Raw genomic sequence first — 25,129 nt, 5'->3', positions numbered from 1 at the left:
ATGATCCCTGATCCTGTTGGATTTTTGTAAAGAATTGTTCAGGATGGATCTGTTTGTCAATAGAGTTTCTGAAAAAATCTTTTCAGATTGCGATTTGCTGCAAAAATCTGTAACAATTAGCTGAATGGAATCAACTCGGAAAGCGAGGAGCCTTTTGTCTGATCGCTCAAAAACCATCGCGGAATTGCTGCGTAATAATTTTGATGACCTGACCCGCGCTGAGCGTCAGTTGGCAAATTGCTTGCTGGAAAATTACCCGGTTTCGGGTCTTGGCAGTATTACGACGCTGGCTGAGAATGCCAAGGTCTCAACACCCACTGTCGCTCGGATGGTTCAGAAGCTGGGCTTCAAGGGATATCCCGAATTTCAGGCCTGCTTGCATAGCGAACTGGAAGCCAAGATCTCGGACCCGATTGCCAAGCATGATCGCTGGAGCGAGGCGGCACCGGATACGCATATACTCAATCGTTTCGCTGATTCTGTAATGCAGAATATGCGCCAGACCCTTGCTCAGATCGACGTCGATGATTTTGATAATGCGGCCAACCTTCTGGCAGATACAAAACGTTCTGTTCACATAGTGGGCGGACGCATATCGCGAGCATTGGCAGATTACTTTTTTACCCATATGCAAGTGATCCGACAGGACGTGACATTGATTGCGTCCAACTCGAATGCCTGGCCGCATTATGTTTTGAATATGAAAGAAGGCGACGTATTGGTCATTTTCGATATTCGTCGCTATGAGCGTGATATCCGAAAACTTGCGCAGATGGCGCGGGATCGCGGTGTTCAGGTGATTCTGTTCACCGATCAATGGAGTTCGCCGGTTTCCGAGGTGGCAGATTATTGTTTTAATTGCAGAATTGAAGTGCCGTCGGCATGGGATAGCTCGGTGGTCATAATGTTCGTAATCGAGACCATGATTGCAGCAGTGCAAACCGAAAACTGGGGAGATACCAAGGATCGGATGCAGGTGCTTGAAGCCTTGTTTGATGAAACAAGACTTTTCCGCAAATTTGTCTGATCAGTCGGATTGTAACCGGTGGCTAGCTTTTGGGCTTCGGTGTTGCAGGAAGTGTCACGGCTTCTGCTGCAGGCGTGGCCACAGGTGCGGGTGGTGTCTTCTTGAACGGATTGGAAATTCCTGAAGAGATGGATTCGAAGAAACCGCTGACGCCACCTGGCTGAGCTGGTGTCTGAGCAGATGCTGGAACAGCCTGGCCAGAAACAGGAGCTTGTGAGGCCACTGTAGGGGCAGTTGATCCAGGTGTTGTTGGATTTCCCTGTATCAGGCCCGCAATGAAGCCATCGGGATTTTTGCCCTCAGAAATGCGCTTGCGCCGAGTCAGAATATCGCGTTGAGCATCCGCAATCGTTTCCAGATCATCCGCTTGTTTTTCAGCTGCTTTTTCTTCTAGTGCCCTGATGGCTTTCTGGAACTGGATTTCCTCAGCCGAACGCTTTGACTGCAGGGCAGCCATCAAACTTGGTTCGATGGTATAATCCGGGCAGGGTCCCTGGGCGTTGAAACTTCCGCCGCCTTGTGGGTTGAAGACATAGGTACGGTTGCAGACTTCCACATTGGGTGGTTTCTTGGTCACCTGAAAATGGTCATAGCCATTTTTCAAATTGACCCAGAATGGGAAATGTTCGCTCTTGCGATGTTTGGCCATGTTTTCTGGTGTCATGCGAAACGGGAAGGCATGGACCTTGAAAGAGCGTTGCCCTCCTTCAAAGGCTTCACGACCCAAAGCGTAAATTTCTGCAATTGGCTCATCTTCCATGGCATAGCAGCCACGGGATGAGCAGGAACCATGCACCATCAAATGTTTGCCGGTACGGCCATAAGAGCGATCAAACTTGTTCGGATAGCCAAGATTGAAAGAGAGATAATAACTGGAATTCGGATTCATCTGGCCAGGAGTGATGGCATAGAAGCCTTCCGGCGCCTGACGGTCACCTTCCTTCTTCTTTGGACCCACCTCACCAGAATAAGCGCAAATGGGATAGGTCTTCAGCAGGGCATAGGTGCCATCTTTTTTCTGTTTCCAAGCTTCCAGAACCGCTTCTTTTTTGAAAATACGGATATAGAGCGGCGCATTTTTGGTGGAACCAATATCCTTGATCTCGGATTTGATCTTGCTGCTCAGTGGCTGAAGATGCTTGTTGTCGCCCCATTGTTCGGCGTTACAAGCTGCAAGGGTCAACAGCAATGCTGTTGTTGCTAAACTTTGCCATTTGCGGTTTTTAAGCATTCACTCGCCTGCTTACTGATCTACATGCCCGGTTTGATGCCGAGTTTATTCTTAACGAAGCGTAACGTAAACAGATTGACAGTCTGTTACCGTGCCCAACCCAACGCACAGTGATAGTGGGCAGTAAGGGCAAAATTAGGGCAGCCATTAAGCCTTGATTTTACGGAAGAATTGCGATTGGAAAGCAAAAAAGGCGATGCACTGCATCGCCTTTGTATGTAGTCATGATCCATCAGAAAGATGATCATTTAGTCAATCTTTTGCTTTTTACAAAGTACGGCCAATGGCCAGGAAACGATCACGCCGCGCCTTGCGGATTTCCTGAGCGGACATGCCTTCATATTCGGCTAGTGCGCTGGAAATCAAGCTGCCAGCTTGTGCGATGACGCTTTCCGGGTTGCGATGGGCCCCACCAACAGGCTCACCAACGATATCATCGATGACTTTGAATTCTTTCAGATCCTGTGCGGTTATCTTCATGGATGTGGCAGCGTCCTGAGCACGGGTTGAATCGCGCCACAGAATGGAGGCTGCACCTTCCGGAGAGATCACGCTATAGATGGCATGCTCAAGCATGAAGACCTTGTTGGCTGCAGCGATTGCAATTGCACCACCAGAACCACCTTCTCCAATGATCAAGGATACATTGGGGGTATTCATCGCAAGGCAAGCATCAGTCGAGCGTGCAATAGCTTCTGCCTGCCCGCGCTCTTCCGCGCCAATGCCGGGATATGCACCTGCTGTATCAACGAATGTAATGAGCGGCAAATTGAAGCGTTCGGCCAATTCCATGATGCGAACAGCTTTGCGATAGCCTTCCGGGCGAGCCATGCCAAAATTATGACGCAGACGGCTTTCGGTATCATGGCCTTTTTCGTGGCCCATGATGGCTACGGGTTTGCCTTCGAAGCGGCCAAAGCCAGCCTGAATGGCTTCGTCATCGGCGAATTTGCGATCACCAGCCAAGGGGGTGAATTCTTCGATCAGCTGATTGACATATTCGCGGAAATGCGGACGATCCGGATGACGTGCGATCTGGGTTTTGTGCCAAGGGGTGAGATTGGCATAAATATCGACCATGGCGCTTTGCGCTTTTGCCTGCAGGCGAGAGATTTCATCGCCTACATCAACCGCTTCCCCATTTTCTTGCATGGAGAGCAATTCCTGTACCTTGCCTTCGAGATCGGCAACGGGTTTTTCAAATTCCAGATAGCTATGCATAGTCGGTTTGTCCGATGTCTCTCTTTTTTAGCCCCCCTTGCAGGGCTTTTCGGTAGCGCGTCTCGTGATGAACGGGGCGCTTGCCAAGATTGGCGCGACCCTGAACCTTTGTCATCGCTGTGTCAAGCAATCCTGTCGTATTTGCCCGTTAGAGTTAAAGCGTCAGTCAGGATCAAGGGGCTCATTGTCCTTATTTGTGTAGAAATTGTGGCACTTCAAGATTTTTGTGCTTTTGAAGCCAGTGGATGATGCTGTTCCACCAGCTCGCGCAGCTTCTCATCCATGACATGGGTATAAATCTGAGTGGTGGAAATATCGGCATGGCCGAGCAGTTTTTGCAGCATGCGTAAATTGGCACCATTTTGCAGCAAATGGCTGGCAAAGGCATGGCGCAATACATGAGGTGAGACGGATTTTGCGTCCAGCCCGACATCATCAGCGAGACTTTTCAGCTCACGACCAAAGGCCTGACGGGTGTAATGACCGCTCTTGCCAAAGGATGGAAAGAGCCACTTCTTGTCCTCTGTGGTGCCCTTGGCTTTCAGTTGGGATGCGAGCATTGCCTGATAGTGGATCATGGCATCCTTTGCCCGATCAGAGAGCGGTACCAATCGTTCCTTGCTGCCTTTACCGATAACGGAGAGAAATTGCGCATCTTGATGAGCGGCAGCGGCAGGAAGTGAAACAAGTTCGGAGACCCGCAAACCAGTGGCATAAAGGACTTCCAGCAAAACATAGTGACGCAGTGCGCGAATTTGGCGTTTGGGCGTCGGGCCTTCCAGACTGGCATTGAAGCGTGCAGCCTCAATCAGTCGATCCACTTCTTCAATGGTCAGAATCTTGGGCAAGGGCCGGTGACGTTTGGGAGCCTGCAAGGATGTGGAGGGGTCATCTTCACGCATCCCTTCGCGATAGAGAAAGCGGAAGAGTTGACGAAGGGAAGAGAGTTTTCTGGCTGCACTGGAAGCGGCAATGCCTTGAACACTCAAATCTGCGAGAAAATCGCGTAGATGATCCGAATTTGCCTGTTCAAAATTGCTTTTCCGACGGGACAGGAAATCAGATAGATCTTCCAGATCTCGTCGATAGGCATCCAGTGTATTCAACGCCGCCCCGCGTTCGGCACTGAGCATATCGAGATAGAGTTTGATGAGCCTGAGATCAGAATTGGCCAAGAGACGTCTCTTTGGGAAGCCCGTTTATGGGGTTGATGACGGATCGTTGGATGTTATCATCGCAGATCTTTGGCAGGAATGCGGATGGTCATTTCCTTCGGTTGCGGTTCGACAAAATTGGCAAGGGCAAACATGCCCGCATATCCAGCACCGGCAAGGAACAAAAGGATGAGAAGAAATTTCACAATAGATGGCATTGCATCCCTCTTGTGGACCGAAATCAATTGAGGTTAATAGCTTTTACATAGCATCCTTTGATTTAAAAATGCCATTTTTTTCCTCTTCCTTCTTCTCGATTGGCTGAATGGAGGCAATCTGTTCGATTGCTTGCTTGACAGGTGGGCTGCAAACCAGCCAATGAGAGGGCGAGATTGTTTTTGAAGGTAAGGACAGAACAGCGTGGTGTCTAAAAAGCTGTCAGGTTCGGAGCAGGAAGCTGCTTTGGTGAAAGCCCTTAATGGTCGCCCCATCATTCTGATTGGTTTGATGGGAGCTGGCAAAACCACGATTGGCAGGCGCTTGGCCAAGAGATTGTCCATCCCTTTCCGTGATGCAGATCACGAGATTGAAGCGGCTGCCAATTTGAGCGTGGCTGAAATCTTCTCCCAGCATGGAGAAGCACATTTTCGCGATGGTGAGAAGAAAGTCATTGCTCGCCTGCTGGAGCAAGGAACCCATGTTCTGGCCACGGGCGGCGGAGCCTGGATGAATGAGGAAACCCGGTCGACCGTCAAGGGGCGCGGGGTTTCTGTGTGGCTGAAGGCCGAGTTTGATATTTTGATGGAACGGGTTCGCCGTCGGTCTCATCGACCTTTGTTGCAAGATCCGGATCCGGAAGGGGTAATGCATCGTCTGATCGATGAGCGTTATCCGGTTTATGCCGAGGCCGATCTGACGGTCATGTCACGTGATGTGCCACATGAGGCCATTGTGGGGGCTGTGGTCGATGCTTTGGAAGACTATGTGAAAGCCAACCCGTCTTAATATTGCGAAATTGGTCCATCTTCCAAGGATGGGATCAAGCGCATAATATGATTGCCAGGATTGAGGAAGAAGAAATGTCTCATAGGTCGGTGGCGGAAGCCGAAAATTGCCGCTTGGTGCGCGTAGAACTGGCCGATCGCAGCTATGATATTGAAATTGGCCGCGATCTTCTGCCCAAGATTGGTGAAAAGTTTACCTCTCTCTTTCCTGGAGCCAAAGCAGCCATCATCACGGACAACACAGTTGCCGGTCTGCATCTGGAGACAGTTGAAGCCTCTCTCTCCAAGGCAGGCGTCGAGTATCATGCCATCGAACTGCCTGCAGGTGAGAAGACCAAAAGCTATGATGGTCTGACCTTCGCTTGTGATGCGGTCTTGGATACCCGCCTTGAACGCGGCGATCTGGTAATTGCGCTTGGTGGCGGTGTTATTGGGGATCTGGCTGGCTTTGTTGCTGGCATTATTCGTCGTGGCATGCGCTTTGTGCAAATTCCAACCACATTGCTGTCACAGGTCGATAGCTCTGTCGGTGGCAAGACCGGCATCAATAGCGGCCACGGCAAGAATTTGATTGGCCTTTTCCATCAGCCAAGCTTGGTTCTGGCCGATACGGCGGTGTTGGATACCTTGCCGCGTCGTGATTTTGCTGCGGGCTATGCAGAAATGGCCAAATATGGCCTTATCAATGATCCTGATTTTTTTGTATGGCTTGAGGCAAACTGGCAGGATGTGTTTGCTGGTGGCTCAGCGAGAGAAGAAGCCATCGCTCGCTCCTGTCAGGCAAAAGCCGACGTTGTTGCGGCTGATGAGCTGGAAAATGGTCAGCGCGCCCTGCTTAATCTGGGTCACACATTTGGTCATGCGCTGGAAGGCATGGCAGAATATGACGCTGAGCGTCTGGTGCATGGGGAAGGCGTTGCGATCGGTATGGTGCTGGCGCATGAATTTTCTGTGCGCCTGGGCTTGTGCGATCCTGCGGTGACCGACCGTGTAATTGCGCATCTGAAGGATGTGGGTCTACCAACAGGCATTGATGAAATTCCGGGACAAAAGCCAAACGCAGAGCTTCTGATGGACTTCATTGCCCAGGACAAGAAAGTCTCTCGTGGTAATCTTACCTTCATTCTGACCCGCGGCCTTGGCCAATCCTATGTCGAAAAAAGTGTTGATCCGGTGGCCGTGAAGGATTTCTTGACCGAGAAACTGGCATAATTGCCTGCAAATCACTATGTGCGGGATTGATTTGGTCTTTGATGCCATCTGACATGCTGGAGAAAGTGGAAAATGGAAGCGACTTTGTGGTTCACGCTAATAGCCATACTGGTTTTGATTGCCATTTCCGGTTTCTTCTCCGGCTCTGAAACGGCTTTGACCGCTGCCTCGCGTGCTCGTATGCGTCAGAAGGAAAAAGGCGGTGAAGAACGAGCCAAGGTGGTCAATCAGCTCCTGCAGATGCGTGAGCGCCTGATTGGCTCGCTTTTGCTCGGCAACAATCTGGTCAATATTCTGGCTTCAGCTCTGGCAACCAGCCTGTTCCTGGTTTTGTTTGGCGAAGCTGGTGTGGTCTATGCCACGCTTGTCATGACGCTGGTGGTTTTGGTTTTTGCAGAGGTGCTGCCCAAAACCTGGGCGATTTCCAACCCCGATTCCTTTGCTCTGCGTGTTGCTCCCTTCGTGCGTGTGATTACGCTGGTGTTCGGACCTTTTGTGATTGCTGTGGAATGGGTTGTGGTACGTTTGCTTCGTCTGCTTGGTGTCGATACCAAAAATACACCGATCCTGTCCGGTCAGGATGAACTGCGCGGTGCCGTGGATCTGCTGCATATGGAAGGCAGTGTGGTCAAGGATGACCGTGACCGTTTTGACGGTTTGCTGGATCTGGAAGAATTGGATGTCGAAGATATCATGGTTCATCGCACCAATATGTTGTCCATTGATATTGATGAGGGCGCGGAAGCCATTGTCGAGCAGGTGTTGAAAAGCCCCTATACACGTATTCCGCTTTGGCAGGACGAGCAGGATAATTTCGTAGGTGTTCTGCATGCCAAGGATCTGTTGCGAGCCTTGGCACGTGTAAAAGGTGATGTCTCAAAACTCGATATCATGGGTGAGGCCATCGAGCCATGGTTCGTGCCTGACACCACAAATCTGAAAGCGCAGCTCAATGCCTTTTTGAAACGCAAAAGCCATTTTGCGCTGGTGGTGGATGAATATGGCGAAGTGATGGGGCTTGTCACGCTGGAAGATATCATCGAGGAGATTGTCGGTGATATCTCTGACGAACATGATATCGACATGAAAGGTGTTAAGACTGAACCTGATGGGTCCGTAATTGTCGATGGATCAGTACCGACTCGTGATTTGAACCGTGCCTTCGACTGGAACCTGCCGGAAGAAGAGGCGACCACGATTGCTGGATTGGTTATCCATGAGGCTCGGCAAATTCCCGAGCCAGGACAAGGTTTTACTTTCTATAACTTCCGGTTTCGTGTGTTGCGCAAGGAGCGCAATCGAATTACATCTTTGCGCGTGACGCCGGTTCGCTGACCAGCAGATTGGTACAGTTTATTTTTGGTATCGGGAACCAGACAGCAAAAATTACCATCATTGTCTTGTTTGTGATAGACTATGTGTCTTCAAGGCTGATGTCAGGGTTTGATGATCTCAAGACGAAGGGCATGGACAGGACCTGCCAATTCTTCGGCTATGATTTCGTGGACCAATCTGTGAGCCTGAACTCTTGACAGATCTGTAAATGCTTTGGCTTGGATTTTGACGGCGAAATGGGTTTGCCCTCCTTCGCGCCAGCCACCATGGCCATGGTGCTTTTCAGATTCGTCGATGACTTCAAGGAAGTCAGGCTGTAGTTGATGATTGAGTTTTTTCTCGATTGTATGCTTGACGGTCATGGCTAACAGTGGTGAATTGTTGGACTTTAATTTCCTGGGTGATTTGTCGCCCTTAGAAACTGGTGTTGCGGGAACAAAACTAGATAGATGAAACTGGACTCGAAACTCTTCGACTCGATTCGCATCAAGCCTGCGGTCGAACGTCGCAAAAAGCAAGAACAAGCGGAAAAATGCGAATGGCCCGGCTGTGATAAACAAGGTGGCTGCAAGGCTCCCAAACGTGGTGGCGGCCCAAAAGAATTCCACAATTTCTGCGCTGCTCATGCGCGAGAATTCAATGTGAACTACGACTATTTCTCCGGGATGGACGACGACGAAACCGCAGATCTGACCAAAGATACTGCAACTGGCGAGCGTCCGACCTGGAAAATGGGGGTGAATGCCTGGGGAAATGAAACCCATAAGGCAGGAGAGACACGCGGCAAAAGCTGGGAAGCCAGCGGGTTTTCCGATGGTCATCGCCAGCGGGCCGCCGAGCGGGAAAGACGCAGGTCTCGTCATTCTACCCAGACCCGCAAACTGCGCCCGCTGGAAGCCAAGGCATTTGCGACACTGGGTCTGGAACTCCCCGCCTCCAATGACGATGTGAAGCGTGCTTATAAGCGGCTTCTGAAGGAAAATCATCCTGATCTGAACAAGGGTGATCGCGCTTGCGAGGAGCGCTTGCAGGCGGTTATTGCTGCCTATAACACGCTCAAAGCTGGCGGATACGCCTGATAGAAATGCTACTCGATTTGACTTTTGAATGCCGCAAGATCACAGATGTTGATATTGCGGCATTTTCTTTATGCCTTTGATCTCAAATTGCGCTGAATGATGTTTCAAAGTCACGGTGACTGATCAAAATATCTAATCAATAGCGGATTATGTTTCACTTTAGGCGTTGTTTGGATTAAGTTGCCGCTCAAAGAATGACCCACTTCCTATTCGCCTACCCATTGCAGATATTTGAAAGCTGCTCGGAATGGGAGCAGGCGAAATGTTACCCAGAGCAATGAAATGAATCACATGAGTCAAGAAATCGCCAATATGCCTGATACCGAAGTTTCTGTTCGGGAGGTTTTTGGTCTGGATGTGGATTTGATGGTTCCGGCTTTCTCCAAAGCCAGTGATCATGTGCCAGATCTTGATCCGGATTATCTGTTTGATCGTGAAACCACCTTGGCGATTCTGGCAGGCTTCACCCATAATCGTCGTGTGATGATTTCAGGTTATCACGGCACGGGGAAATCCTCTCATATCGAGCAGGTTGCAGCCCGTTTGAACTGGCCTTGTGTCCGTGTGAATCTGGATAGCCATATTTCTCGGATCGATCTGGTGGGCAAGGACGCCATCGTTCTTAAAGATGGCAAGCAGATCACGGAATTCCGTGATGGTATCCTGCCGTGGGCATTGCAGAATAATGTGGCTCTGGTATTCGATGAATATGATGCCGGTCGCCCTGACGTAATGTTCGTGATTCAGCGTGTTCTGGAAGTGGCAGGTCGCTTGACCCTGCTTGACCAAAATCGCGTGATCCGTCCGCATCCATCATTCCGCCTGTTCGCGACTGCCAACACCGTTGGTTTGGGCGATACGTCCGGTCTGTATCATGGTACCCAGCAGATCAACCAGGGCCAGATGGATCGTTGGTCCATTGTCACCACACTGAATTATCTGCCTCATGACAATGAAGTCGGGATCGTTCGTGCCAAGGTCAAGACCCTGTCCGATGATGTTGCGTCCAAGATGGTACGTGTTGCAGACCTGACCCGTAATGCCTTCATGAATGGCGATCTTTCCACCGTGATGAGCCCGCGCAGCGTTATCACCTGGGGTGAGAATGCTGACATCTTTGGCGATATTGGCTTTGCCTTCCGTGTGACTTTCTTGAACAAATGCGATGAGCTGGAACAGCCTTTGGTGGCGGAATTCTATCAGCGCTGCTTTGGCGAAGAACTGCCGGAATCTGCATTGAATGTTGCTGTCAGCTAAGGCAGGCAGCTTCCGCTCCATTCCACTCGCTTTGTTGTTAGACGTTCCGGAGAGTTAGGTTCGATGTCAGGCAAGCCGCATCACAAATTGCATGGTCAGATAGAGCCCAATGAGCGCTTGAAGCGTTCGGTGGGAGGCACATTGAAGGCAATTGCCGGACATGTGGATCTTGAGGTGCATTTTTCTGCCGATCGGCCAATTCTGACACAGGGGCAGGTCCGGTTGCCCGAACCCCCGCGCAAGTTAAGCCCGGAAGCAGCTGCTATTCTGCGAGGGCAGGCGGATTCGCTCGCTTTACGGGTCGCTTGTCACAATTCTCAAGTGCATGCCAAACACGCACCCGAAGGGTCACGCGCAAAAAATGTGTTTGATGCGGTGGAGTTTGCTCGCGTTGAAAGCATTGGTGCCCGGCAGATGGAAGGCTTGGCAAGCAATGTTTCTGCCATGCTGGAAGATCGCTATAGCCGTATTGCGCCACCTGACAGTTCGCGCCCGGAAGAAGCTCCACTTGATCATGTGTTGTCGTTGCTGGTTCGCGAGCGTCTGACAGGTATGCCTATTCCTCCGTCTGCCCAGAATCTGGTCACACAATGGCGTGACTGGGTGGAGCAAATGGCTGGTGACAGCCTGGAGAAGCTGGAAGAGGATATTAACGATCAGGCCCGTTTCGCCCGTCGTTTGCGCCGGGTGCTGGCTGATCTGGATGTCGCCGATGACATGGGGGGCGACCCGGAAGATAGTGACGAGAATTCAGACGATACTGATAGCGGCAATAACGAAGATGCACAGCAGGATCAGACATCGGAAGATGCAAACAGCGGCGAGCAGGAACAAGAAGAGCAGGCGGAACAATCTGCCGAAGAAATGGAAGCAGGCGAGAGTGAGTCGGAAGAACAATTCTCGCAAGACATGCAGGATATTGATGATCAAGTGGGTGATGAGAGCGGTGAGACGCTGCAGCCCAAGGATTATGGTCGCAATGAACCTGAAAGTGGCTACAAGGTCTACAGCAAGGCTTTTGACGAGATTATCTCCGCCGAGGAATTGTGTGAAGCTGCCGAGTTGGATCGCTTGCGCGCGCAGCTCGACAAACAGTTGCAGAATTTGCACAGCGTTGTGGCGCGCCTTGCCAACCGCTTGCAGCGCCGGTTGCTGGCTCAACAGAACCGTGGTTGGGATTTTGATCTGGAAGAGGGCTTGCTGGATACGGCACGCCTGACCCGTGTAGTGACCGACCCGATGCGCCCGCTTTCCTTCAAATGGGAGCGTGACACCGAGTTTCGCGATACCGTCGTGACCTTGCTGATCGATAACTCGGGGTCCATGCGCGGGCGTCCAATTTCCATCGCTGCTACATGCGCCGATATCCTGGCGCGTACGTTGGAGCGGTGCAATGTGAAGGTCGAAATTTTGGGCTTCACCACCAAGGCGTGGAAAGGCGGGCAATCCCGCGAGGCATGGATGAAGGCAGAAAAGCCAGCCAATCCCGGTCGTTTGAACGATTTGCGCCATATTATCTATAAGTCTGCGGATAGTCCATGGCGTCGCGCACGGCGGAATTTAGGCCTTATGATGCGTGAAGGCTTGCTGAAAGAGAATATAGATGGAGAAGCGCTGGATTGGGCGCATAAACGTTTGCTGCAAAGGCCCGAGCAACGCAAGATCCTGATGATGATTTCAGACGGTGCACCGGTGGATGATTCCACCTTGTCAGTCAATCCGGGCAATTATCTTGAAAAGCATCTGCGCGATGTGATTGAGGAAATTGAAAATCGCTCTCCTGTCAATCTGCTGGCGATTGGTATCGGTCATGATGTGACCCGCTATTACAAACGTGCTTTGACCATCATTGATGCAGAAGAGCTGGGTGGTGCGATGACCGAGAAACTGGCGGAAATGTTTGATGAAAATGTTTCCGATATGCGATGGGAAAAAGGTGCGGGTCGGGTTCGCTCACGGCGTTAACGCTGGCGAATGAAATTTTGATTTCAGCAATTTTATTGCCATAATGGTGCCACGACTGAGTGATCAGGTGCGGCACCATTTTTTGCAGGAAAGCCTTGTTTGTTGAAAGTTCGTTCCTTGTCTGCTCGTTTTCTGAAGTCGATCTTATCTGCTCTGATGCTCTGTTTTGGTTTGGTAGCAGATACGAAGGCTACGCCTTTTACCATCCAATCGGAGGTGATCTCTCATTTTGATCGTTTGCAGCCAGATCGCGATATTTTCGGTAAGTTGCAATTCATCGGCGGATTGGAACTAACCAGTCCTGATAATGAGGCGTTTGGTGGTTTGTCCGGTTTCTCATGGCAGTCGGCAGATCGATTTGTCGCCATCTCTGATGAAGGGCGGTATGTAAGCGCGCGGTTGATGCTTTCAGGTGGGCGCCCGATTGGAATTGATCAGGCGCGTATGAACAAGTTGCCGCCAGTGGCCAAGGATAAGAGATATTTCAAGAGAGACTCCGAAGGACTTGATATAGTCGGAAACCGAATCTGGGTAAGCTACGAAGGCTCTGACAGGCTGGCAATTTATCACCCGAATTCTTCCGGCAAGCTATCTCTTGGCAAGACCCTCTTTCCGGGTAAGGCGATTGCCCGTTTGAACAAGGGTAATAAAGGGTTCGAATCCATTGCTGTTGGGCCAGATGGTAGTGCCCATGCCGGATCTGTGGTCATTCTCTCAGAGAATGTGACCAAGAAGACGGTTCGTGGCTGGATCCTCAAACAGGGTGTCTATCATGCTTTCACCATGCCGCAGGTGGATAATTTGAGGCCAACGGATGCGGCTTTTCTTGCCAACGGAGATTTGGTGATCGTCGAGCGGTCTTTTTCGTTTCTGGGTGGACTGAAAATTCAGCTGCGTCGCATTCTGGCTAAAAATCTTCTACCTGGCACTATTTCCAATATCGAGACCCTGTTTCGTGGGGATTTGCGTTATGAACTGGATAATATCGAAGGTCTGGCGGTTCAGTCGATGCCGGACGGGTCTTCTATTCTGACGCTCATATCAGATGATAATTTCAATAGCCTGCAGCGGACACTTTTGCTGCAATTCAGCCTTGCTCAGTGAAAGAATTGAGAAGAGAGTGTAGAAAAGATAAGCGAGAGATAGTTGCTGCTTTTTAACTCCCGCTTATCTTCATCTGTCTGCGGGGACAGAAGGTGAGTATGTGGCCTCATCTGTGAGACTACATACTGAGCCGGCATTCACAAAGATGTCGGCTTTTTTGCGCGCGATTGAGATCAGGCCGCAGCCATATTGTCGGTTTTGTCAGAACGGTTGATCAGAGCGCGATAAGGGGCAAGCATGGCCAGTGAGACCAGCAGCTTGACGACATAGTCACCGATGGCCCAGCTGATCCAGCGTGGCGCCTGTACAGCTTCCATCAAAAGGAAGGGGGCCGTGTCAGAGGGAAAAGCATCTGCCTGCATGCCAAAGCTGGTATCCAGAAGTGCAAAGCTGGTTGCGAAGGCCATGCCAAAGAAGAGCAAGGTATCAAGGCTTGAGCCTAGGAAAGATGAGATCAGAGGAGCCTGCCACCAACGGCTTTCACGAAGCTTGTTGAAGACGAAGATGTCTAGCAATTGCGCCGTGAGAAAGGCGGTGCCAGAGGCAATTGCAATGCGCGGTGTTGCGACCCAGATGGACCAGATAACAGCAAGAGCGAAGCCAACGAAGACCACTTTGCGCGCCGAGTGCGCACCGAACTTGCGATTGGTCAGATCGGTCACCAGAAAGGCAATTGGATAGGTAAAGGCACCCCAGGTGAGAAGATCCTGCAAGCCCAAAGGTGCGAATGGAAACTGCACCAGATAGTTTGAGGCAACAACGGTCAGCGCCATTGCCAGAGTGGCCAGGATGAGGCCATTGCGGGAAGCAACCATATGTCACTCTCCTTGTTTGTCACAAGCGGGAGAATAGCCCACTGTGATCGGTCAGAAAAAAAGCAGCGCCATGAGGCGCTGCTTTTGAAATATCGACTTTTAAGTGCGTCTTAAGAAGCAGCTACCTGAGCCTTTTCGATCTTACGCTTGATAGCCAGAGCACCAGTAGACAGTTCGGCATCTTTCGCTTTTGCCAAGAATGCATCAAGGCCACCGCGATGCTCAACAGAACGCAGTGCATGAGCGCTGATGCGCATCTTGACACCGGTGCCGAGAGTTTCGCTCAACAGGGTCACGTTGACCAGGTTAGGCAGAAAACGGCGACGAGTTCTGTTTTTCGCGTGGCTCACATTGTTACCGGACTGTACGCCTTTGCCGGTCAATTCACAGCGCCGTGCCATGGGAGTACCTCACAAACTTATTCGGACGCCAACAGGCGTCCGTGCAAATGAATTCAGGTATCCAACCGGATGCGCCGGGCGCAGCCTGATGGAAAGTTGCCTCGGTATAGTGATCATTGGACGGCCAGTCAAGTGAGTCTTGGGCTCTCTTGGCGCAGAATCATTGGAAAAGCGGTGAATATAGTCAGTTTTTCTTTTCCGGTGACTGAATCTGTTACACGAATCCGGTCTTGATAAATGGCAAGTGACCGAATCTGGACCATCAATATTCAATGGTTGCAGACGCGTGTTCGTGGGCTGCCTGCTTATGGCACGTAGCCTTGTAACAGATGAGCCCTTAAATTCGCCTTATTATCGCCCTTATATCCGGCAGGGTGCAAATTGTTAACCATATTGAGGGAAAACTGAGGCAAGTAGAAAATGGCGTTGTGGGGGCTCGGGTTTTATAATTCGGGGTCTGTTGCCAGTCTTTATTATTTGGAAGATTGGATAAGACGTTGCCGCTTTGCAGGCATACCGCTCACTGGCGACATTGGGGGTTTTTATGGGTTTGATCAATCAATTTGCGGCTGCCAAATCAGCCAGAGTCGAGATGCAACAAATGGCCCGAAATGAATATGCACGTCAATCCGCAATTAACATCTCCAAGATGGAGATGCGATCTGCAAGGCTGGTTTGTTCCATGCTGGTTGCAGGACTGGCATGGATAGGGCAGGAAGTTTCTGCCAATGCTGCTGACGTCAAAGCCAGTTTTGGTATGTCCATCGCCGGGATTCCGGTTGGCAAGGGCGGCGTCAGCGCAACGATCAAAGGTCGGAATTATACGATTGACGGGTTTGCCAAAACCTCAGGTGTGTCTCGTATGTTCATTGATAGCAAGGGCCGTGCTGTCAGTAAGGGCCGCTTTCGCGGCGACAAGCTGATGCCAAGTTCCTATGCTTTGAATTCCAAGGAAAACAAAATTCGCAATGTCGTGCAGATCGCCATGCGCTCCGGCAATGTGAAGGATTTCTCTGCATCTCCTCCGCCATCCAAGGTCTCGGATCGGATTCCTTTGAAGCGAGTTCATACACGCGGTATTGTTGATCCGCTAAGCGGCCTGTTACTATCGACCAAGTCTTTGAAGGATCGTGTTGGCAAGAGCGTCTGCAATCGCACGGTTCGCATGTTTGACGGTCGTTGGCGTTACAATATCGAGCTTTATTACAAAGGTAAGCAGGATGTGCGGGCCAGCAACAAAAAGGGATATACAGGTCCCGTAACCAAATGCGGTGCACGGTTGCGCTTTGTTGCGGGGCATCGTCCGAATAAGAAAAGCACCAAATTCATGGAAAGAAACAAGGATTTGGAAGTCTGGTTCGTACCAGTTGGTAATGAACCAGTCGTTGCTGTCTATCGCTTGCAGATCGGCACCATGGTCGGTCGTCTGGTGTTGCAAGCCAGAAATTGGCAAGTGAACTGATTAGTTCTCCGATTTAATTTGAGATTGAAGGGACCTTCGGGTCCCTTTTTTATCTTAACGCTATTCCTGATTTTGCGATCAAAGCTCGAGACGGGCGCGCACTTTAATGCGTATCGTCCGTCAGAAAAGGAAGGATTTCCTTTTCTGGTGTCTTTTCCCAAAGCAATCTCTCAAGGATAAAAGAATTCGGCGGAAGCGTCGCGCTTCCTCCGGAATCAGATAAGCGACCGCAGCTTACAAGATACGCCATCGAGCTTAAACGAGATGATAAGCATATCGACAGGGATGGTCCGTGCCCCTGCAGGCCGACGCACAAGCGTCGAATAACCTTGAGAGGAAATGTGTCCCAAAATGGGATCAATGGTTAATGAGCTTGTAGTAGCGTTCTGATATCTAGCTGAACTGGTTAATCAAGCTATCGATATTTCGTAGGCTTTTGAACAAAGTCATCTAAATCTAGTGTGAACAAATTATGAACTTGTATTGGTCAATGATTCGTGCCGAGTTTGTTCTCGCTGCGTTCAAAAAGTTAATGGGGATGATCATTTCTCTCGATCAATGAGTAACTTTTTGAAAAGATATTGTTGTTTCAGATTGGATCAGAGATATTAACAAAAATCGAGAGGATGGTGACGATCAGATGTTGCTGATAAGGAATTGATTGGGCCTTGTCTCAAGATCTGGTAGGATTGGTACTATTCCTTACAAAATGTGCTAGAAACAAAATGAGAACATAAAGGTGTCGCCGATTCGGCCCCGATTCGTTCCAGACTCGTTCCAAAAGTTAAAATTGGAGCTTGTTGAAGGACGTTTGCAAAGAGAGGGTGGAATTTGCAATACCCGGCTGATGTGATGTATCCCGCCTGAACATAGACACCCCAAGGTCATGGGCGCTCAATGAGTTTACGTCCTAAATAGTGATAAGATGACGAAGCGCAAAGATATTTCCTCTCCTTTTGAAAAATTGGCGAATTTGAAGATTGATCCGGTTAAGCCAAAGATCAGTCCGGATGCTGCCCGGTTGGTGGAACGTGCCAAGGAACATCAGCAGCAAGCGATGGATCAGAATTTTCGTCGCCCGGCTATGACCGCAAAAGCTGAGAAAAATGATATCGACCAGTTCGCTGCCAAGGCTTTTGGTGTGGAATTGTCTGATGAGACCTCTCTGACACCTGCGCACTTGGATGTGGCAAAGGGCAAGATCACCGCCGTTCTGGGCCCGACCAATACAGGCAAGACCCATATGGCGATCGAGCGGATGGTGGGACATTCCTCCGGTTTGATCGGATTGCCATTGCGGCTTTTGGCTCGTGAAGTCTATGGCAAGATTGTTGCCAAGGTGGGTAAGGAGCAGGTGGCACTGCATACGGGGGAGGAGCGGATTGTTCCTGCCAAGGCCCGCTATCATGTCTGTACAGTCGAAGCGATGCCCGCAAAAGCAGATGTCGCCTTTGTTGCTATTGATGAGATCCAGCTGGCGGCAGACTTTGAGCGTGGTCATGTCTTTACCGACCGACTGCTGCACCTGCGCGGGCGGGAGGAGACATTGCTGTTGGGTGCTGAAACGATGCGGCCCATGATTGAGCAGCTTTTGCCCCATGCAAATATCGTGACGCGTCCACGCATGTCGCAGTTGACTTATGCAGGAGCCAAGAAAGTATCCCGTCTGTCGCGTCGTTCTGCCATTGTCACCTTTTCTGTCAATGATGTTTATGCCATTGCCGAGCTGGTTCGTCGCCAGCGGGGCGGAGCCGCTGTGGTGATGGGCAGTCTTTCTCCCCGGACCCGTAATGCTCAGGTGGAATTGTTTCAGAATGGCGATGTGGATTATCTGATTGCGACGGATGCCGTCGGTATGGGGCTCAATCTGGACGTGGACCATGTGGCTTTTGCATCCGAGCAAAAATTTGATGGCTTCCAATATCGCCGTCTGACTGCAGCCGAACTGGCGCAGGTGGCCGGGCGTGCAGGACGTCATACGCGTGATGGCACCTTTGGGGTGACCGGGCGCGTGCAGCCCTTTGAGGATGAGTTGGTAGAGCAATTGGAATGTCACATCTTCCAACCGCTGAAATTACTGCAATGGCGCAACCGGATTCTGGATTTTTCTTCCTATCGATCTCTGATCAAATCCTTGGAAGAAGTTCCTAACAGGCAAGGATTGACGAAAGCCTTGCCTGCCAGTGATGTACAAGCGCTGGAATTGCTTTATAAAGATGTCACGATTAGACGACAGATTGGAGAAGAAGACAGTCTGCGTCTGTTATGGGATGTGTGCCAGGTACCTGACTATCGCAAGATAGCACCGACAAACCATGCGGAATTGATCGCCAAAGTCTTCACCCAGTTGCATAAACGTGGCCATTTGGCCACAGAATGGCTGTCTTCGCAGCTTTCTTTTGCAGATCGGACGGATGGTGATATTGACACATTGGCCAATAGAATTGCACATATCCGAACTTGGACGTTCATTGCGAATAAAAAGGGGTGGCTAGAGGATCCCTTTTTGTGGCAAGAACGAACCAGAGCTGTTGAAGATCGTCTGTCTGACGCTCTTCATGAGCGGTTAACCAAGCGCTTTGTAGATCGGCGCACAAGTGTATTGATGAAACGTCTGAGAGAAAAAGCAATGCTCGAAGCGGAAATTACTGCTACCGGTGATGTGCTGGTGGAAGGTCAGCATGTTGGACAATTGCAAGGATTTCGCTTTGCGCCCGATGTGAGTGCTGAAGGCCAGGATGCCAAAGCCATTCGCGCCGCAGCGCAGAAGGTCTTGTCTGTCGAATTCGAAAGCAGATCCGAAAGAATAGCGGGAGCGGCGAATGACCAGTTCCTGTTGTCTGGTGATGGTCTGTTGCGTTGGCAAGGTGCTCCTATCGCCAAGTTGGTTGCAGGTGATGAGGCATTGCGCCCGCGCCTGATGGTGCTGGCTGATGAAGGTCTGACTGGTGCAGCTCTGGATGCGGTTCAGTCTCGCATCAATTTATGGCTGACCAATCATATCAATCTTTTGCTTCAGCCATTGGTGGATCTGGCCAATACAGCCGAGCTGGAAGGCATTGCAAAAGGTCTGGCGTTCCAGTTGGTCGAGAATCTTGGTATTCTGGATCGCCGCTCGGTTGCCGAAGATGTCCGCGCACTTGATCAGGATGCCCGTGCTTCCCTGCGCAAGTTCGGCGTACGCTTTGGTGCCTATCATATTTATATTCCTGTTCTTCTGAAACCTGCCCCCAGCACGTTGCTCGTTATGATGTGGGCCTTGCAGAATGGTGGCTTGGATCAGGCTGGAATTGTTGAAGTACCGGCTTTGTCAGCTTCTGGACGTACTTCCATTCCGATTGATGAGAGCATCACGCCAGCGCTTTATAAGACTGTTGGCTTTGGCGTTTATGGCAAACGAGCCGTCCGTATCGATATTCTGGAGCGTCTTGCTGATCTCATTCGTCCGCTGCTTAGCTGGCGTCCAAGTGAAGAATCTCCGGAGCCGCCAGAAGGTGCAATGGAGCGTGGGTTCACCGTAACAGTGGCCATGACATCCCTGCTTGGTTGCGCTGGCGAAGATTTCTCCACAATTTTAAAGTCTCTTGGTTACCGGGTTGAACGCCGCAAAATCGAGGAAGAACCAAAATCTGAGGAAACTATTGCTTCTGAAACAAAGGTTGAAGACGAAGCCGCTGTAGCACCAGAAGCCGAAATTGAGTCCGCTGAGACGCTTGATGAAGCATCCACAGAAGCTGAAGCTGAAGTGGAAGAAGAAAAGTGGCTTGAAATCTGGCGTCCTGCTGGTCGCGGAGAGCGCAAGGGTCCTCGCCCTGCTGGGCGCAAAGGTGGTTTCAAGGATGCTGGCAAGGGCAAATTCGGCTCCAACCGTAATGGTGGCCGTGGTGAAGGTGGCAAAGGTCGCGGTAAGCCTGGCGAGAAATCCCGTAAGCCACAACGCTCCGCTGTACCTCGCAAGGAAAAAGTGGCCGACCCAGATTCCCCATTTGCTGCATTGGCTGCACTGAAAGCCAATATGGGACAGGACAAATAAGCCTTGGGGCTTGTTTGGGCATTCCATGCAGGACCCAACCGTCAAACTCCGGATTGATAAATGGCTTTGGTATGCCAGGGTTGCGAAAACGCGCACTCTGGCTGCCAAACTTGTGGGATCTGGTCATGTGCGAGTGAATAGTGAAAAGATTCTGGCTGCGAAGTTCGGAGTAAAGGAGGGTGATGTACTGACCATCGCCCGGGACAGTCGCATTCGCATATTGAAAATTGCCGCGCTTGGAGAACGGCGAGGACCTGCCTCTGAGGCGCAATTGCTCTATGAAGATTTGACTCCGGTGGTGGAAAAGACTGCTAAGTCACCGGAACCTGTTGTTGATAAACGTGATGCAGGAGCGGGCCGACCGACAAAGCGCGATCGCAGACAGATCATGCGATTCAAAAACGGGGATTGATTTTTGTAGATGCATGGCGCAAATATGCCGCGCTGACAGGTGTGGCAGTTTGTGCTCTGGATTTTCTGGAAATAACAGGTATTTATTTTGCCAGATTTGCGGAAACTCAAAGATCACCCTCTGAGTGCTTGTTAGATGTAACAAAATCTTTCCCTATCAGACCATATTGTGACGATCGATCACATTGGGGAAATTTGTTTCATCTAGCGCGGATAATACGCAATGCAACGCCTTGCAACGCTTTGCCAAAAGCGATAGCAAATCGGCTGAGAGACCAATATGCGGAAACAACCGCTGACCACCTGTTGTGGAGATCACAATGACTTATGTCGTCTTGGACAACTGTATTCGCTGTAAATACACAGACTGCGTAGAAGTCTGTCCTGTTGATTGCTTCTATGAAGGCGAAAACTGGTTGGTAATCAATCCAGATGAATGTATCGATTGCGGCGTTTGTGAACCGGAATGTCCGGCGGAAGCTATTAAGCCCGATACTGAGCCAGGTCTTGAAGACTGGATCAAGCTCAATACCAAATATTCTGAAATTTGGCCGAATATCACGGTCAAGAAAGATCCAATGCCCGAATCCGATAAATGGGATGGCGTTGAAAACAAGCTGCAATTCCTTTCCCCGGAACCAGGGGAAGGCGATTGAGTGTTTCCAGTTGATTGATCTCATAAGAATTCAATGGCCTGCGGGGTTCCCTGTCAGGCCATTGTTTATTGGAAGTTGTTAAAAAAGGAATGCTTTTGCTGCAATGCAGCAGGATTCGCAGGAGCGGGATTTCTCTTTGTTTTCAGGAAGATCACAAGGACTGTTTACGAAAGATGACAAATTGATTGCATCTTTCATTGGAATTACAACAAAAATATGTTATGCTCCCCTCTATCGACTGATAAGGGAAGGTCCGTTTGCTCCTCGTTAGGAGTTTTTTTATGCGCATTTGCCATCCAATTCAATGGCTTTTTGCGTAATTCACATATCCCTCTGGACTTATTGGTTGAACGATGTCGAAAAGGCGCGGAACCCTTCGGGTTGTGTGTCGATTTTCCGGACCAGAGAAGGGGGTTCCAAGAGCCTCATTTCGCCGGTTATGAAGGCAGTTCCGTCTGAACTGCTTTGCAAGATGACGCGGGAGTTTCAAGCGTATGGCCATCAAAAAAGCCACCCAACGTCAGGGCTTTAAGATTAACGAGTTCATTGTCTATCCAGCACATGGTGTTGGTCAAATCATCAATATCGAAGAACAGGAAGTTGCCGGATTGTCTCTGGAGCTTTTTGTCATCAATTTCGAGCAAGACAAGATGACCTTGCGGGTACCGATAGGCAAGATTGCCTCTGTTGGCATGCGTAAGCTGTCTGATGAAGAAACCGTCGAGAAGGCTTTGACCACAGTTACCGGTCGAGCCCGTATCAAACGCACAATGTGGAGCCGTCGTGCGCAGGAATATGAAGCCAAGATCAATTCTGGCGACCTGCAGTCAATTGCTGAAGTTGTGCGCGATCTTTTTCGGTCCGAGAGCCAGCCGGAGCAATCCTATTCCGAGCGCCAACTTTACGAAGCAGCTCTGGACCGGATGGCACGGGAAGTGGCTGCTATTCGGAAGCTGTCAGGCACCGAAGCTGTGCATTTGATCGAGAAAAACTTGGCAAAAAGTCCACGACGTGGCGCGACCAAAAGCGGACAGGAAGCTGCCGCCTGATTCTGATCCTTGCGGATAGATCCAAACAAAAAGCCATGGTCACCGACCATGGCTTTTTGTTTGAGCATCGTTGCAGGCAGAGCGCGTTCTATCGTTGTTGAATCACCAGTTTGACCAGTTGGTTTTTCTTGATGCGTGTGTTGCCTGATACGTTGTTGAGCAGACGGAACAGGCGTTCTGGCTGATCACTACCCTGCATTTGTGCAGCATAGGTGGTGGCGGGCGCTGCTTGCGGGGCCGTGATGATTTTGATCGTCAACGGTTTGAAGTCCATTGCTTGTTGGGCAGTCAACTTGCGGAACGATTGGAAGGTTTCCGCAACATTGCTTTCAAAGGCAGCATTTGGCTTGGTGGTGGCAAAGACAAAGCGATAGGTTGCTGACTGGATGCGAATGACGGCTATCCGGAAGGTCCAGCCTTTTGCCTTGGCCGTGGCCATTACAGCCTCATTGCCATTGATCTGTTGCTGGCGAATGGAGCCAGTCAGAAGGCCTGTTACCCAGCCTGATGTCAGATAGTTGGTCAAAGGCACGTCGCGGCTGACACTCACTCCGTCGAAGCGCATAGCTGTACCATTTTTGGCAACGGCCAGCACCGCCTTGGAGGTATTCTCGAGGCGATATCCTTGGGGCAATGTGAAAGCGATTCTCAAATGAGGATGAATATAGGAACGTCCACGCACGAAGCCTTCATCAGGGGAATCGCCAAACAGCATGCCGTCCAGAGCATTCAGATATTCCTCCTGCTCCCGGTTGCCAACATTGGGGCCTGAGAAGCGTCTCGCAGCAAAGGTTGCCGCTTGTATGCGTTCAGGCGTTGTCGGATGTGACGATAGAAAGTTGGCTTTTGGATCATTATCGGCGCGACCGGTCAGGAATTGCGCATAGGCACCCATACTTTTCAGGAAACGGCCCGCTGCGAAGGGATCCAGTCCCGCACGAAAAGCGGTTTCAATTCCCAACCGGTCTGCTTCCAATTCCTGAACTTGCGAAAAACTGGCCAGGGTGACCAGATTTTGTACCTTGATACGCGCAGCTTGGGTTTTGTCGCCTACCATATTTTTCAAAGCTCGTGAAACAAGTTCACTCTGTTGCTTTGCCTTCGCACGCTCCAGCGCATGACGTGAGGTGACGTGAGCCATTTCATGTGCAAGTACAGCCGCAAGTTCTGACTTGTCATTGGCAAGCGCCAGAAGACCGCGAGTGACATAGAGATATCCACCGGGTAGGGCAAATGCATTGATGGATGGAGAATTCAAAATGGTAACCCGATAGGGGCGACTTGGTTCCGGCGATGCTGCAACCAAGCGTCCTACCAGCTTCGACAGCATATTTTCCAATTTTGAATTGGAATAGAGCCCACCATAGGACTTGATGATCTTCGGATGTTCGCGTGCACCAATTTCACGTTCGACTGATGCCACAGGCGAAGTGACGGCAGGTGACACACCACCAACAGATGAACTATTGTTGGTCAGAATTGTCTGGCAGCCAGCCAGCAATAAAAGTGTGCCAGCCAGAGTAATGTGTCGCATATATAAGGCCAAGCTATCGCGCTTCACGGACCTGATCCTTGAATTCGTATTGCAATTGTTGCGGATGCTTGATGCGAATCAGCGCCCCATCCCGATTCTCAATCCACCCTCGAACATATACAGTCTGCCCTTTTAATTCATCTAAAGAATGACCTTGTTGCTCCCAAATTTTCAGTGAGCGGGCCGAGAGCGTCACGGTGAAATCTTCTTTCCAGTAGTTGCCAAAGTTCAGATAGCTGATTCTTTTAGGGTTTCGAGATATGGACTTAATCGTCCCCACGACCAGTTGATAGGTGGAAACTTTGTCAGAAAGGTGGAGCGAGCGTGCATTTCGCAACTGATAAACCTTGTGTGCCCATAGACCAAGGCGGCTCTGGCGGGCTTCCGCTTCGATTTCAAGAAAGTGTTTTGCGCAAGGCAAAGAAAGAGTATTGATATCTGCTCGCGCCAATCCTTGCCTTAGCAGATATTCCTGTAAACTCTCATTCAGTTTCATTGGCAGGAGAGCTTTGCGACCGAAGCGATCCGCTTTTTGCTTTGGATTGCCGTAGATTGTGATAATCGGGAAAGGTGCGGGCCTTTTTTCTCGGGTAAACCATTTGGCCGCCGCAACCTGCCTGCTTGCATTCAGCTCTTTGGTAGCAAGGGGTTCAATCAAAAGCCCCAATGGGTACCAAGTTGCATTTGCCTCACTGACAGACTGGAATTTGGATACTTTGAGCTTTGATAAGCAGGGATGCTGTTTGATCCCGTTCGCATGAACAGGTGCGAAGGGAGCAAAGGCGATCAGGAAAGCGCAAATGATGGGGTGTTGGATGGATGGTGGTGGCACGGGAGGTTTACAAATAGATCTATGAAAAAAATGTGACATCGGACGACGGACCTGTTTCTCTTGCAATCAGGAGATGGTAGTAAAGCATCAGATTGCTGTCAGCCAAATTATTTGATGCATGTTTTGGCCCCGTAGCTCAGATGGATAGAGCAACCGCCTCCTAAGCGGTAGGTCGCGCGTTCGACTCGCGCCGGGGTCACCACTTTTCCTCGTTTGTTACTTCATATGAAGGTCTGCCTTTATCCCGTTTATTTTCTTGTATTTTTGCTATTTTTTGGTTGGTTATTTTTATTGTTTTGGTTGGGTGCGAGATTTTAATCGGGAAAAAGTTTTGATTTGTTGTTTTT

At 50.3% G+C, this 25,129-nt stretch carries 23 protein-coding genes and 1 tRNA gene; 14 read left to right on the top strand and 10 right to left on the bottom strand.

Features of this window, described 5'->3' with window-relative positions; translation table 11 throughout:
- Positions 1 to 154: 154 nt before the first annotated feature.
- Entirely contained in the window at positions 155 to 1,027 is an 873-nt protein-coding gene (locus tag CRO57_RS22985; RefSeq protein ID WP_244580190.1) for a MurR/RpiR family transcriptional regulator, read from the top strand.
- A 22-nt stretch (positions 1,028 to 1,049) separates the two neighbouring features.
- Here the strand turns inward: CRO57_RS22985 and CRO57_RS22980 are convergent, their stop codons facing one another.
- The 5 genes from CRO57_RS22980 to CRO57_RS22965 form a co-directional block, all read right to left on the bottom strand.
- Entirely contained in the window at positions 1,050 to 2,258 is a 1,209-nt protein-coding gene (locus CRO57_RS22980; RefSeq protein WP_097155874.1) for a L,D-transpeptidase family protein, read from the bottom strand.
- Between the two features lie 267 nt (positions 2,259 to 2,525).
- Positions 2,526 to 3,479 (bottom strand): acetyl-CoA carboxylase carboxyltransferase subunit alpha, encoded by a 954-nt coding sequence (locus CRO57_RS22975; protein WP_097155873.1) that lies wholly within the window; start codon positions 3,477 to 3,479, stop codon positions 2,526 to 2,528.
- Positions 3,472 to 3,594: a hypothetical protein gene (locus CRO57_RS25275; protein WP_280176210.1), complete on the bottom strand. Its 123-nt coding sequence runs from the start codon at positions 3,592 to 3,594 to the stop codon at positions 3,472 to 3,474. Before CRO57_RS25275 ends, CRO57_RS22975 begins: the two co-directional genes overlap by 8 nt.
- A 100-nt stretch (positions 3,595 to 3,694) precedes the next feature.
- Positions 3,695 to 4,654 (bottom strand): site-specific tyrosine recombinase XerD, encoded by a 960-nt coding sequence (gene xerD, locus CRO57_RS22970; RefSeq protein WP_280176208.1) that lies wholly within the window; start codon positions 4,652 to 4,654, stop codon positions 3,695 to 3,697.
- Between the two features lie 56 nt (positions 4,655 to 4,710).
- A complete protein-coding gene (locus tag CRO57_RS22965) occupies positions 4,711 to 4,851 on the bottom strand; it encodes a histidine kinase (protein ID WP_097155872.1) in 141 nt (46 codons plus the stop codon).
- Positions 4,852 to 5,053: 202 nt separating this feature from the next.
- On the opposite strand from CRO57_RS22965, the gene CRO57_RS22960 reads away from it, so the two are divergent.
- The 3 genes from CRO57_RS22960 to CRO57_RS22950 all read left to right on the top strand — a co-directional run bounded on the left by CRO57_RS22960 (position 5,054) and on the right by CRO57_RS22950 (position 8,184).
- Positions 5,054 to 5,638 carry a shikimate kinase gene (locus CRO57_RS22960; RefSeq protein ID WP_097155871.1) on the top strand — a complete coding sequence of 195 codons (585 nt, stop codon included), beginning with the start codon at positions 5,054 to 5,056 and terminating at the stop codon, positions 5,636 to 5,638.
- A 74-nt stretch (positions 5,639 to 5,712) separates the two neighbouring features.
- Positions 5,713 to 6,849, top strand: a complete 1,137-nt coding sequence (aroB, locus tag CRO57_RS22955; RefSeq protein ID WP_097155954.1) for a 3-dehydroquinate synthase — start codon at positions 5,713 to 5,715, stop codon at positions 6,847 to 6,849.
- 72 nt (positions 6,850 to 6,921) lie between these two features.
- Positions 6,922 to 8,184, top strand: coding sequence for an HlyC/CorC family transporter (locus CRO57_RS22950; RefSeq protein ID WP_097155870.1), 1,263 nt, complete (start codon positions 6,922 to 6,924; stop codon positions 8,182 to 8,184).
- A gap of 101 nt (positions 8,185 to 8,285) precedes the next feature.
- On the opposite strand, the gene CRO57_RS25295 is transcribed toward CRO57_RS22950, so the two are convergent.
- Positions 8,286 to 8,810: a BolA family protein gene (locus CRO57_RS25295; protein ID WP_342068293.1), complete on the bottom strand. Its 525-nt coding sequence runs from the start codon at positions 8,808 to 8,810 to the stop codon at positions 8,286 to 8,288.
- A 15-nt stretch (positions 8,811 to 8,825) separates the two neighbouring features.
- On the opposite strand from CRO57_RS25295, the gene CRO57_RS22940 reads away from it, so the two are divergent.
- The 4 genes from CRO57_RS22940 to CRO57_RS22925 all read left to right on the top strand — a co-directional run bounded on the left by CRO57_RS22940 (position 8,826) and on the right by CRO57_RS22925 (position 13,589).
- Positions 8,826 to 9,263 (top strand): J domain-containing protein, encoded by a 438-nt coding sequence (locus tag CRO57_RS22940; RefSeq protein WP_170956223.1) that lies wholly within the window; start codon positions 8,826 to 8,828, stop codon positions 9,261 to 9,263.
- A 291-nt stretch (positions 9,264 to 9,554) separates the two neighbouring features.
- Entirely contained in the window at positions 9,555 to 10,520 is a 966-nt protein-coding gene (gene cobS / locus CRO57_RS22935; protein ID WP_425291298.1) for a cobaltochelatase subunit CobS, read from the top strand.
- 63 nt (positions 10,521 to 10,583) lie between these two features.
- Complete coding sequence (gene cobT, locus CRO57_RS22930; RefSeq protein ID WP_097155866.1) at positions 10,584 to 12,485, top strand: cobaltochelatase subunit CobT; 1,902 nt, start codon at positions 10,584 to 10,586, stop codon at positions 12,483 to 12,485.
- Between the two features lie 99 nt (positions 12,486 to 12,584).
- Positions 12,585 to 13,589, top strand: a complete 1,005-nt coding sequence (locus CRO57_RS22925) for an esterase-like activity of phytase family protein (RefSeq protein ID WP_097155865.1) — start codon at positions 12,585 to 12,587, stop codon at positions 13,587 to 13,589.
- A 173-nt stretch (positions 13,590 to 13,762) separates the two neighbouring features.
- On the opposite strand, the gene CRO57_RS22920 is transcribed toward CRO57_RS22925, so the two are convergent.
- Both CRO57_RS22920 and rpmB read right to left on the bottom strand, forming a co-directional pair.
- Positions 13,763 to 14,404 carry a queuosine precursor transporter gene (locus CRO57_RS22920; protein ID WP_170956222.1) on the bottom strand — a complete coding sequence of 214 codons (642 nt, stop codon included), beginning with the start codon at positions 14,402 to 14,404 and terminating at the stop codon, positions 13,763 to 13,765.
- A gap of 110 nt (positions 14,405 to 14,514) precedes the next feature.
- Positions 14,515 to 14,805 carry a 50S ribosomal protein L28 gene (rpmB, locus tag CRO57_RS22915; protein ID WP_097155864.1) on the bottom strand — a complete coding sequence of 97 codons (291 nt, stop codon included), beginning with the start codon at positions 14,803 to 14,805 and terminating at the stop codon, positions 14,515 to 14,517.
- Between the two features lie 544 nt (positions 14,806 to 15,349).
- Between rpmB and CRO57_RS22910 the strand changes: the two genes are divergently transcribed.
- The 5 genes from CRO57_RS22910 to CRO57_RS22890 all read left to right on the top strand — a co-directional run bounded on the left by CRO57_RS22910 (position 15,350) and on the right by CRO57_RS22890 (position 22,416).
- Entirely contained in the window at positions 15,350 to 16,267 is a 918-nt protein-coding gene (locus CRO57_RS22910) for a DUF3108 domain-containing protein (protein ID WP_097155863.1), read from the top strand.
- A gap of 925 nt (positions 16,268 to 17,192) precedes the next feature.
- Positions 17,193 to 20,300 carry a helicase-related protein gene (locus tag CRO57_RS22905; protein WP_425291297.1) on the top strand — a complete coding sequence of 1,036 codons (3,108 nt, stop codon included), beginning with the start codon at positions 17,193 to 17,195 and terminating at the stop codon, positions 20,298 to 20,300.
- Between the two features lie 25 nt (positions 20,301 to 20,325).
- Positions 20,326 to 20,712, top strand: a complete 387-nt coding sequence (locus tag CRO57_RS22900; protein ID WP_097155862.1) for an RNA-binding S4 domain-containing protein — start codon at positions 20,326 to 20,328, stop codon at positions 20,710 to 20,712.
- Positions 20,713 to 21,031: 319 nt separating this feature from the next.
- The gene (gene fdxA / locus CRO57_RS22895; protein ID WP_097155861.1) at positions 21,032 to 21,367 is read left to right on the top strand and encodes a ferredoxin FdxA; all 336 of its coding nucleotides are present in this window, start codon (positions 21,032 to 21,034) and stop codon (positions 21,365 to 21,367) included.
- Positions 21,368 to 21,861: 494 nt separating this feature from the next.
- The gene (locus CRO57_RS22890; RefSeq protein ID WP_097155860.1) at positions 21,862 to 22,416 is read left to right on the top strand and encodes a CarD family transcriptional regulator; all 555 of its coding nucleotides are present in this window, start codon (positions 21,862 to 21,864) and stop codon (positions 22,414 to 22,416) included.
- An 88-nt stretch (positions 22,417 to 22,504) separates the two neighbouring features.
- Here CRO57_RS22890 and CRO57_RS22885 read toward each other — a convergent pair whose 3' ends face one another.
- Positions 22,505 to 23,977 carry a M48 family metalloprotease gene (locus CRO57_RS22885; protein WP_210200989.1) on the bottom strand — a complete coding sequence of 491 codons (1,473 nt, stop codon included), beginning with the start codon at positions 23,975 to 23,977 and terminating at the stop codon, positions 22,505 to 22,507.
- A complete protein-coding gene (locus CRO57_RS22880) occupies positions 23,964 to 24,821 on the bottom strand; it encodes a thermonuclease family protein (protein WP_097155858.1) in 858 nt (285 codons plus the stop codon). The genes CRO57_RS22885 and CRO57_RS22880 overlap by 14 nt, the downstream gene beginning before the upstream one ends.
- A gap of 86 nt (positions 24,822 to 24,907) precedes the next feature.
- On the opposite strand from CRO57_RS22880, the gene CRO57_RS22875 reads away from it, so the two are divergent.
- Positions 24,908 to 24,984, top strand: a tRNA-Arg gene (locus tag CRO57_RS22875).
- Positions 24,985 to 25,129: the final 145 nt, after the last annotated feature.

Source organism: Cohaesibacter gelatinilyticus, assembly GCF_900215605.1.
In the GTDB taxonomy this organism is placed as follows: domain Bacteria; phylum Pseudomonadota; class Alphaproteobacteria; order Rhizobiales; family Cohaesibacteraceae; genus Cohaesibacter; species Cohaesibacter gelatinilyticus.
This window is presented reverse-complemented; position numbering and strand designations above follow the sequence as displayed.

Bases quoted from the DNA above. Each gene is read 5' to 3' on its own strand.
- CRO57_RS22980 (WP_097155874.1), bottom strand. From the start codon at position 2,258: ATGCTTAAAAACCGCAAATGGCAAAGTTTAGCAACAACAGCATTGCTG.
- CRO57_RS22975 (WP_097155873.1), bottom strand. From the start codon at position 3,479: ATGCATAGCTATCTGGAATTTGAAAAACCCGTTGCCGATCTCGAAGGC.
- CRO57_RS25275 (WP_280176210.1), bottom strand. From the start codon at position 3,594: ATGACAAAGGTTCAGGGTCGCGCCAATCTTGGCAAGCGCCCCGTTCAT.
- CRO57_RS22965 (WP_097155872.1), bottom strand. From the start codon at position 4,851: ATGCCATCTATTGTGAAATTTCTTCTCATCCTTTTGTTCCTTGCCGGT.
- aroB (WP_097155954.1), top strand. From the start codon at position 5,713: ATGTCTCATAGGTCGGTGGCGGAAGCCGAAAATTGCCGCTTGGTGCGC.
- CRO57_RS22950 (WP_097155870.1), top strand. From the start codon at position 6,922: ATGGAAGCGACTTTGTGGTTCACGCTAATAGCCATACTGGTTTTGATT.
- CRO57_RS25295 (WP_342068293.1), bottom strand. From the start codon at position 8,810: ATGAGCAGCGCAGAAATTGTGGAATTCTTTTGGGCCGCCACCACGTTT.
- cobS (WP_425291298.1), top strand. From the start codon at position 9,555: ATGAGTCAAGAAATCGCCAATATGCCTGATACCGAAGTTTCTGTTCGG.
- cobT (WP_097155866.1), top strand. From the start codon at position 10,584: ATGTCAGGCAAGCCGCATCACAAATTGCATGGTCAGATAGAGCCCAAT.
- CRO57_RS22920 (WP_170956222.1), bottom strand. From the start codon at position 14,404: ATGGTTGCTTCCCGCAATGGCCTCATCCTGGCCACTCTGGCAATGGCG.
- rpmB (WP_097155864.1), bottom strand. From the start codon at position 14,805: ATGGCACGGCGCTGTGAATTGACCGGCAAAGGCGTACAGTCCGGTAAC.
- CRO57_RS22910 (WP_097155863.1), top strand. From the start codon at position 15,350: ATGGGTTTGATCAATCAATTTGCGGCTGCCAAATCAGCCAGAGTCGAG.
- CRO57_RS22905 (WP_425291297.1), top strand. From the start codon at position 17,193: ATGACGAAGCGCAAAGATATTTCCTCTCCTTTTGAAAAATTGGCGAAT.
- CRO57_RS22900 (WP_097155862.1), top strand. From the start codon at position 20,326: ATGCAGGACCCAACCGTCAAACTCCGGATTGATAAATGGCTTTGGTAT.
- fdxA (WP_097155861.1), top strand. From the start codon at position 21,032: ATGACTTATGTCGTCTTGGACAACTGTATTCGCTGTAAATACACAGAC.
- CRO57_RS22890 (WP_097155860.1), top strand. From the start codon at position 21,862: ATGGCCATCAAAAAAGCCACCCAACGTCAGGGCTTTAAGATTAACGAG.
- CRO57_RS22880 (WP_097155858.1), bottom strand. From the start codon at position 24,821: ATGTCACATTTTTTTCATAGATCTATTTGTAAACCTCCCGTGCCACCA.